This is a genomic window from Roseobacter sp. EG26, from assembly GCF_049830555.1.
GTDB lineage: Bacteria > Pseudomonadota > Alphaproteobacteria > Rhodobacterales > Rhodobacteraceae > Roseobacter.
This window is the reverse complement of record NZ_JBNBLH010000024.1, coordinates 24,495-30,780: the sequence shown is the minus strand read 5'-3', so window position 1 is coordinate 30,780 and position 6,286 is coordinate 24,495. Positions and strand designations below refer to the sequence as shown.

Sequence of the window (6,286 nt, the reverse complement as noted above, 5' to 3'; positions counted from 1 at the left end):
CTCGGCCTGCTTCAGGATCGCCATGATCTGCGCATCGCTGTATTTCGATTTCTTCATCAGAATCTCCTCTTTCATCATTTGAGAAAATTCTACTTCAGCACACCCCTAAATTTCGGGAGGATTACCGGGGGGTAATTTGCACCGCTTACCGCTTTAGGGTCTTCCGGCACCAAGAAGTAAGGTCAATATTGGCGGTACGCCAATATCGATGGTGGATACTTAGCCGCCTCTAACGGCAAGCGTTAGGTCGGGTTCAGCGGACGCTTACGGCAAAACTGCAACTAACAAATCTCTACATTTAGACTAAGGCTACCCGAGTACCGGGACAGTTTCTTACGCATTCAGTTGATCACCATCATTGTCCAAAGCGGCTCTGAAGGGGTCAACGGTTCTGGATTTCTAAAAGAACCTTCTCAAGGACAGTTGCGATCATTCTGGTGTCTTCCGTTGTGATCGTCAGAGGGGGGCGGATCTTCAGGACATTGTCGCAGGGGCCTTCGCTTCCCAGAAGTATGCGGTGATCTCTCATTCGGTTTTTGACGTAGGAGCAAATGTCAGAGGCTTCCGAGCCATCCGGATTGACCAGTTCCAGCCCCAGAAAGAGACCCATCCCACGGACATCGCCAATACAGTCATGTGCATTTTGCAGCTCTTTCAGCTGCTTCATGAATTCCTCTCCGACCACAAGGGCGTTTTCCTGCAAAGCTTCGTCATCCACGATGTCCATAACTTCCTTGCCAACCCGGCAGGACAGCGTGGATCCGCCGAAGGTTGAAAAAAACTCGATCCCGTTGTCAAAGCTCTCCGCAATTTCTCTGGTGGTCACCAGCACTCCCAATGGGTGACCATTGCCGATGGGTTTGCCCAGAACGACGATATCGGGCAATGCGTCTTGATGTTCAAATCCGAAATAGTGCTGACCCAACCGGCCGAGGCCAGTTTGCACCTCGTCGGCGATGCAGATGCCACCTGCGTTGCGGATTTTGTCATAAACGGCGGCGAGATATCCTTTTGGCGGGATGATCTGCCCGCCAACCGACGGGAATGTTTCGGCAATAAAGCCTGCCAAACCATGCCCCTTCTGCTGAAGGGCGATAACTGCTGCATCAACCAGATTGGCAAACTTGCGCGCACGATCGGGGTCGTTTCGCCGATAGGATCCGCGATAGTCGTCAGCTACCTCCACCAATTCGACCCAATCCGCCTGGCCGACACCACCCGGCTTGTTGAACTTGTAGGCCGAAATATCGATCGCACCGGTGGTATTGCCATGATAGCCGTGATCCGGTGTCACAATGCCCTTGGCACCGCTATGTGCACGCGCCAGGCGCAGCGCCAGTTCGTTGGCTTCTGAGCCTGAGTTCACAAAGAAGCAGACCTCTAGATGATCGGGAAGCTTTGAGAGGATTTTTTCCGCAAAAGCTGTCTGGGCAGGGTGCAGATACCGGGTATTTGAATTTATCCGCTTTAGCTGATCCGCGACAACGGTCTGAATCCGAGGATGAGCGTGTCCGACATGCGGCACGTTGTTGTAGGCATCCAGATAGGGCCGTCCCCATTCATCAAACAGATGATGTTTCCAGCCCCGTGCCAACATCACGGGATCGCTGTAGGTGAGGCTCAGGTTACTGCCGAACCGTGCCTTGCGTTCGGCCAGAACGGTCATCTTGTCAGTCGGAAAATAGCGCACCTTGTCGTCCGCCAGGTTCAGCAATGCCGCCGGATTCGGGCAGAGCGCGCGCCATAGGTACATTTCGTCAGGATCAGCGACCCCGGGCCAGTCTGCCTCGATCCCGTCTGTTGAAAGCGCGAGCTGGAAATGGACGTGAGGTGCCCAGCCGCCGTTCATCGAAGGGTCACCCAACTGGCAGAACGCCACCCCTTTTTCGACGACGTCACCGGGTTTGAGGCGGTTTAGGAATTCAGGATCAAGATGACCATAGAGTGTATAGAATTGATCCCGTTGGGGCGTCTCGTGGCGCAGGATAATAACGCCGCCGTAGTCCAGATGGCCTGAACGATACTCCGCCGCAAAAACTTCGCCACGCAGAGGGACTGTCAGGGGCGTGCCTGACGGGGCAAAGGCGTCCACGGCCAGATGCACTGTGCGCCTGTTGCTCGCTTTCCAGGGGCCTTTGCGGAATGCGAGATCAGTGTAGATCAAACGCGGTTCATGATAATAGCCCAGCCAAATTCGGCCCTGATCTTCGAATTCTTCTCCTACTCTTGCGGCTTCGTCCAACGGCATGTGGAACGGATTCTGCGGCCAAGTAGACTGTTCGACTGAAAGCGACCCCATCGGTGCATCCGCAAGGTCCTGTCCCATGAGCGGTGCAAAATTTCCCCGCTCATTTTCCAGCCATGCCAGAACGCGGTCTGCGCCTTCAACAACCGGTAGACCGCAAACCGCGCGCAAACGAGCTTTCAGCAGCCCCCCATGCAGCGCAGTGCCTTCCAGAAACCGCCAACAGGGCGCTTGCGAGATTGTCACATACGGATCATCCGGTGCCTCGGCCGACATCAACGTGGAATTGATTACGCTCACGGCAAGGCGCATGCGCAGCAGGGGCCAGATCATGTCAGCTTCAGCAGCGGTCAGCGGATAGGTTGCATGATAGCCCGAAACAAGTGCGGCGAGTGCCGTTTCCGGCTCCGGGTGGTCCAGAACGACATAGGCTGCTGCAATTGCCAGATCGCAGATTCGCGGTGCTGCGCACATATCACCCAGATCAATCAGACCGGAGATGTGACGTGGCCCGGTGAAATCGCCGGCGACCATGACGTTGTAATCATTGGCATCATTGTGGATGGCCTGTCGGGGTTGCTCTGCCAGGTCCTGTTTCAGCTCTTCGAAGCCGTTGCAGATGTCTTCAACAATCGCCCGTCGTGAAGGGTCCTTGAGGCAGCATAGCTCTTCGGTGATCCAGGCCGCACGTGTCAGGTCCCATTTGAAATCCCGGACCAACCCCTCATGGTCAAAATCCTTCAAAGCCTTGGCAAATCCGGCCAGTACCTGCCCAAAGTCCTGAATCAGCGCGATACTCTTGGGTTCGATCTTGGCATAACATCGACCCGGAAGTTGGTTGAGAATCCAGACCAGGCGCTGATCACCGTTTTCATCCGGCAGGCTCAGCAGCGGCTGACCACAGGAAGAGCGCACAACATGAGGGCAGGGGAGATCAGGTGCGCGTGCTTTGATATGGTCAAATGCCTGCACCTGCATGTCGACCAGCCATCTTTCGCAACCGCTGCGCATTACCTTTAGAATATAGCCGGCTCGGCTGGCATCGGCGGCCAGGAAATTCAGGTCGTATTCACCGTCCAGACGGCTCAGCTGCGCGTCAATGTCCCAGTGTTCTTTGAGGGTAGCTGCCCAGTGAGACCGCAGATGTGCGTCGCTCTCGTGCTTGTTCATGACCTCACCGGTGCCTCGCGTAACATTGCTACCGTGATGGTCGTGCGAATGCGCGCTGTCAAGAAACGACGCAGAGCGCAAAGCCGATCTCGTTTGTTACGCCCCCTTTCGACGCCTTTGAACTCCGGGTGCTGGCCGACACCGGGCACGATCCGCATTCGCATTGAGGATGTTTCGCCTCATTAGGGTCAGAGTTCGCGACATGCAAACAGCGACGCGAGATAGAGATACCGCAGCCCATGAAAAACCTGATTTGCCCCCAAGCACTACGATAGGGGGCTCTTCAAGATGCGGGTTCATGGATTGCGACTGATTGACAGGCGTATGCTCAGTTCGTTATTTTATGTTCTGAGTGATCTTCCTTATGGTCATGGCCTGAAGAGCGCTCTTCAATGTTGAACATGACCTCGACTTCGCCTGCGTTTTCAAAGACCAACGTGGCTGGAACTTCCTCACCGACCTCAAAGGGATCACCGTTCAATCCCATGAACATCACGTGGAAGCCGCCGGGTTCCAACGCGACTGTTTCGCCAGCCGGAATATCGATTGCATCAACATGCATCATGCGTGCAATGCCGTCGGTCTCTTCGGTTGTGTGTAGCATGACCTTGGGAAAATCCGCGCGTACTTCGATCAGGCGATCCGCGGTGTCACCGTTGTTGGTGACCAACAGATAACCGCCGCCTGTTTTTGCGGTCTTGGCGGTTTCGAAGGCCCTTGGGTGGTCAATGACCAGATCGCCCACAGTGTATTCGTGGGCGAAAGCCACTGTGGTGAAGGTGAACAGGGCGGCAGTGGCCGCAGGAAAGAGAAATTTCATGACATGAGATTCCATAATTTCGAGGGTTTTGAGGGGAGTATTTCGATAACTTTAAGCAAGGTCATGAAGAAGAGGTGGTGCCCGCGCGCGATGCGATCGACCAAAAGAAGCACTGACGATTGACACATCAGGCGCAAGGATGGTTCTGGCGGTCCCCGGATCAAACGGATCAGCTTGTCCAAAATCCTGACGGGGTAAAAGCACCGAAGCGCTGACAATACAGGCTTCGCAGACAGGCGTTGCCTGATGGGCAAGATCGGCACTTCCGCAAAGCTCGGCAAGTGTGCCGCCCATGCTGAGATAGGCCAGCAATGCCGCAGTATCGTCCTCTTTCGAGAAACGGTGCGCAAAGGCCGTTGATGTCATTGCCAGTGTTGCAACGAGTGTCAGGGCAAGCCTGCTGAAAAGAGGGAGTCTCCGCCAAAACATAAGCGAGTCCTAGGTGTTGTCTTTGAGATGGTCCAGATCAGAACGCGCGATTGTGTTCTGACGTTTGCGTGGGTCGGAGAATTCACCCAGGCGACCCGTGCCGGAAATTGGCTTGACCGCAAGAGCACAAACTGTCCTGATCCCGGCACCGTTGAGAAGGAAAGACCATGACCTTGCGCCCGCTCGATCTTGATCCCGCACAGTGTTTCATCAATGGCATCTGGCAAGACAGCAGTGGTGGTGAGACGCTTGCGCTGACAGATCCGTCGACAGGTGCGGCCTTGTGTCAGATCGCCCGCGCGTCAGCAGAGGATGTGGATCAGGCCGTGCGGGCTGGCGCTGACGCTCTGCGAGGGCCCTGGGGCAGAGCAACAGCGGCAGAGCGGGGCAGGGTGCTCTACCGGATGGGTCAACTGGTGCTGGAGAACAGTGATCATCTTGCGGAACTGGAAGCGCGTGATGTGGGCAAACCTCTCAAACAAGCGCGTGCGGATGTGACTGCCTTGGCCCGCTACATGGAGTTTTATGCTGGTGCTGCGGACAAACTTCATGGCAGCACCATACCCTATCTGGACGGCTACACAGTCTATGCGCTGCGTGAACCGCATGGTGTGACCGGCCACATCGTGCCGTGGAATTATCCGATGCAGATCATCGGGCGTTCGGTTGGGGCCGCGTTGGCGACCGGTAATGCGGCCGTGTTGAAACCGGCGGAAGAGGCCTGTTTGACGGCGCTTGCCTTTGCGGAACTGGCGCGGCGTGCAGGCCTGCCTGCGGGCGCCCTGAATGTCGTGCCGGGTTTGGGGAGCGAAGCGGGGGCGGCGTTGACGGCGCATCCGGGGGTGAACCATATTTCCTTTACCGGATCGGTTGGTGTGGGTCGGTTGGTGCAGCAATCTGCGGGGCAAAATCTGGTACCTGTGACGCTGGAATTGGGCGGAAAATCCCCGCAGATTGTGTTCGACGATGCGAATGTAGATGCGGCCCTGCCATTTTTGGTCAATGCGGGCATTCAGAACGCCGGTCAGACCTGTTCAGCGTCGTCGAGAATTCTGGTTCAGCGCGGCGTCTATGATCAGGTCTTGGCCCGGATGGCTGCACGCTACGCCCAACTGAGGGTCGGTCCAGCTGTGGATGACCTTGATGTGGGCCCATTGATTTCAGAGCGTCAGAAGGCGGTGGTAGAGGGTTTCCTGGCGCAGGGTTCCGATCTGGAGGTGGCGGCCCGCGCATCTCTTGCACAGAACTTGCCAACCGGCGGCGCTTACGTTCAACCGACGCTTTTTGCCGACGTTCCTCAGGCGCATCCACTGGCGCGGGACGAGGTGTTTGGTCCGGTGCAGGTTGTCATGGCGTTCGAGGATGAGGCCGAGGCGCTGGCGCTCGCGAATGGCACAGGCTATGGGCTTGTGGCCTCTGTCTGGACATCAGACGGTGCCCGTCAAATGCGGATGGCCAAAGCGCTGCGTGCAGGTCAGGTCTTTATCAACAACTATGGCGCGGGCGGTGGCGTGGAGTTGCCGTTTGGCGGTACCGGCTTGTCTGGTCACGGGCGGGAAAAGGGCTTCGAAGCCCTTTACGGATTTTCAACGCTTAAAACGGTCGCCGCACTGCACGGTTGA

4 protein-coding genes are annotated in these 6,286 nt (G+C 56.4%); 1 reads left to right on the top strand and 3 read right to left on the bottom strand.

Annotated elements, in window-relative coordinates; all coding sequences use genetic code 11:
- Positions 1 to 382 precede the first annotated feature (382 nt).
- From ACOTTU_RS24110 to ACOTTU_RS24100, 3 genes are all read right to left on the bottom strand, one after another.
- Positions 383 to 3,415 (bottom strand): aminotransferase class III-fold pyridoxal phosphate-dependent enzyme, encoded by a 3,033-nt coding sequence (locus ACOTTU_RS24110; RefSeq protein ID WP_425661953.1) that lies wholly within the window; start codon positions 3,413 to 3,415, stop codon positions 383 to 385.
- Between the two features lie 328 nt (positions 3,416 to 3,743).
- Positions 3,744 to 4,235: a copper chaperone PCu(A)C gene (locus ACOTTU_RS24105; RefSeq protein WP_425661951.1), complete on the bottom strand. Its 492-nt coding sequence runs from the start codon at positions 4,233 to 4,235 to the stop codon at positions 3,744 to 3,746.
- A gap of 51 nt (positions 4,236 to 4,286) precedes the next feature.
- Entirely contained in the window at positions 4,287 to 4,601 is a 315-nt protein-coding gene (locus tag ACOTTU_RS24100) for a hypothetical protein (protein ID WP_425661949.1), read from the bottom strand.
- 230 nt (positions 4,602 to 4,831) lie between these two features.
- Between ACOTTU_RS24100 and ACOTTU_RS24095 the strand changes: the two genes are divergently transcribed.
- Positions 4,832 to 6,286, top strand: coding sequence for an aldehyde dehydrogenase family protein (locus ACOTTU_RS24095; RefSeq protein ID WP_425661947.1), 1,455 nt, complete (start codon positions 4,832 to 4,834; stop codon positions 6,284 to 6,286).